Below are 2,928 nucleotides of genomic sequence, written 5' to 3'. Positions count from 1 at the left end.
CCGGTCCGCAGCGGTGGCCGGAGGGGGTGTCCGCCGCGCGGCCCGGTGACCGGGGCGGCCCGGCGGCACCGGCGGCGCGGGGCGCGTCCCGGGGGACCGAATGGACGCGGTCGCATGGGAGCCGGCCGCGCCGGGGGGTACCCACCCGGGCATGACGGAAGTGATCGAAGCGGGTGCCTGGGGGCTGCTGGCCGGCTCCGCGCTGCTGCTCGGCGCGGTGCTCGGCTACGTCCTGCGGGTCCCGCGCCGGGTGATCGCGTCGGTGATGGCCTTCGGAGCGGGAGTCCTGCTGTCGGCGGTGTCCTTCGAGCTGCTGGCGGAGGCGTACGACCTGGCCGGCCTGGCCCCGGCGGCCCTCGGCACGATGTGCGGTGCCGTCGCCTACACCGCGGGCAATGTGCTGCTCGCGCGCCGGGGCGCACGGCACCGCAAGAGATCCGGGCACGGCCGCTCCCAGCCGTCGGAGGCGCAGCAGGCCGGCTCCGGGGCGGCCCTGGCGCTGGGGGCGCTGCTCGACGGGGTGCCGGAGTCGGCGGTCATCGGCGTGAGCCTGGTGAGCGGGGGGTCGGTGAGCGCGGTGACCGTGGCCGCGGTGTTCATCAGCAATGTGCCCGAGGGGCTGTCGAGCTCGGCCGGCATGCGCAAGGCGGGGCGCGGCAAGGGCTATGTCTTCGGCCTGTGGGGCGCCATCGCCGCCGCGAGCACGGTGTCCGCGGCGCTGGGGTACGCCGTCATCGGCGGCCTGTCGCCCTCGGTGATCGCCGCCGTGACGGCCGTGGCGGCGGGCGCCATCCTGGCCATGATCGCGGACACCATGATCCCGGAGGCGTTCGACGACGCGCATCTGGCGATCGGGCTGATCACCACCTTCGGATTCCTCGTCTCGTTCGCCCTCTCCCATCTCTGACGGGGTGGCGGGCGGAGCCGCCACCGGGGCGGTTCCGGCCGGTCCAGCCGGAGAGCGGCCGGGCGGGGGAGCGGACGGGCCCGCGGTCCGGAGCGGGGAACCGGGGAAGCGGCGGAACGGGGGTCGGCGCCGGCGGCCGGTGCCCGGGACCCAGCGGCGCCCCCGCCCCCGCCCCCGTACCGGAGCCGAAGCCGGTGCCGGAGCCGGTGCCGGCCCGGGTGCGGTGCCGCCCCGCCGCGCGGCCCGGTGGCCGGCGACCGGGCTCCGCGGGCGCACGCGGAGTGGGGCCGAAGTATTGACAGAGTGTCAAATTCCCGGTCCAATGCCCGCCTGGGAGCGCTCCCACGGTTTCGGCGAGTGACTTGGAAGCGAGGCACCACATGAGATTCCGCACTTCCCCGTCAGGTGTGCTGGCCGCCTCGGTGGCCTGCCTGCTGGCGCTGTCGGCGGCCCCGCCGGGCGCCGCCGCGCACCCGGCGGACACGCGGGCCGAAGCCCAGGTGTACGAAGCCGAGACCGGCGCGCTCCACGGCGTGACGGTGGGCACCAGCGCGGCCGGATACTCCGGCACCGGCTACGTCGAGGGCTTCGACGCGGCCGACGACTCCGTCACCGTCACCGTGCCCGACAGCCCCGGCGGGCTGCACGACCTGACGATCCACTACCGCGCCCCCTACGGGCAGAAGACCGCCTCGCTCCAGGTCAACGGCCAGGGAGCGGGCGACGTCACCTTCACGCCCACCGACACCTTCAGCACCGCCGCCGCGGGCCGGGTGCTGCTGGAGGAGGGGGAGAACACGGTCACCGTCCTGAACAACTGGGGCTGGTACGAGATCGACGCCATCAGTCTCAGTCCCAGCGAACCCCGGCCCCCGCACCAGGTCTCCGGTGCCCCCGTCGACCCGGACGCCGGCCCCGAGGCCCGCGAGCTGCTGAGCGACCTCACCGGGAACTACGGCAAGAACATCCTCAGCGGCCAGCAGGACATGGCCTCCGTCCAGTGGCTGGAGGACAACGTCGGCGCCTCACCCGCGGTGGCCGGGCTGGACATGATGGACTACTCGCCCAGCCGGGTCGAGCGCGGCACCTCCTCGACCGAGGTGGAGAACGCCCTGGCCTGGGACGAGCGCGGCGGCATCACCACGTTCGTCTGGCACTGGAACGCGCCCTCCGGCCTGATCGACGAGCCGGGCAAGGAGTGGTGGCGCGGCTTCTACACCGACGCCACCACCTTCGACGTCGCCGCCGCGATCGCGGACAAGCAGTCGCCGGAGTACGAGCTGCTGCTGCGCGACATCGATGCCATCGCGCAGGAGCTGTCGCGGTTGCAGGACGCCGGGGTGCCGGTGCTCTGGCGGCCCCTGCACGAGGCCGAGGGCGGCTGGTTCTGGTGGGGCGCCAAGGGCCCCGAGCCGGCCAAGGAGCTGTGGCGGATCATGTACGACCGGATGGTGAACCACCACGGTTTGCACAACCTGCTCTGGGTGTGGAACTCCGTCGACCCCGCCTGGTATCCGGGAGACGACGTCGTGGACATCGTCTCGGCCGACTCCTACCCGCAGCAGGGCGACCACGGGCCCGTCAGCGGCACGTACGAGAAGCTGGTCCAGCTCGTCGGGGACGAGAAGCTGGTCGCCCTGACCGAGACCGGTTCCATCCCCGACCCGGAGCTGCTGCGGACGTACGAGGCGGACTGGAGCTGGTTCACCACCTGGAGCGGCTTCTCCGCGGACGAGGCGTACAACCCGCTGGAGTTCGTGGAGCGGGTGTACCGGGACGAGGGCGTGATCACGCTGGACGAACTGCCCGACTGGCGCGCGGGGTCCGGCAGCGGGGCACCGCCGGGGCCCGGCGCGTCACCCGTCTCCACCGTCGCGCCGGAAAGCGACTCCTCCGGCCGGGAGGCAGCCGCACGGGAGGCCGGCGCCCGGAGATGACGCCCGGCTGCCCTCGCTGCTCCGGCCGGCCTTTGCCGGGACGGGCCCGCGGGGGCCGGCGGCACCCGCCCCGGTGAGGTGCGG

At 74.2% G+C, this 2,928-nt stretch carries 2 protein-coding genes; both read left to right on the top strand.

What is annotated here, in order from left to right:
• Positions 1–151 precede the first annotated feature (151 nt).
• Entirely contained in the window at positions 152–907 is a 756-nt protein-coding gene (locus tag GCU69_RS05485; RefSeq protein ID WP_098755055.1) for a ZIP family metal transporter, read from the top strand.
• A 380-nt stretch (positions 908–1,287) separates the two neighbouring features.
• A complete protein-coding gene (locus tag GCU69_RS05480; RefSeq protein WP_156205277.1) occupies positions 1,288–2,844 on the top strand; it encodes a glycosyl hydrolase in 1,557 nt (518 codons plus the stop codon).
• Positions 2,845–2,928: the final 84 nt, after the last annotated feature.

It is taken from the genome of Streptomyces lycii, from assembly GCF_009735685.1.
GTDB lineage: Bacteria > Actinomycetota > Actinomycetes > Streptomycetales > Streptomycetaceae > Streptomyces > Streptomyces lycii.
Note: the sequence above shows the minus strand (reverse complement) of the source record. Positions and strands in the feature narration are given on the sequence as shown.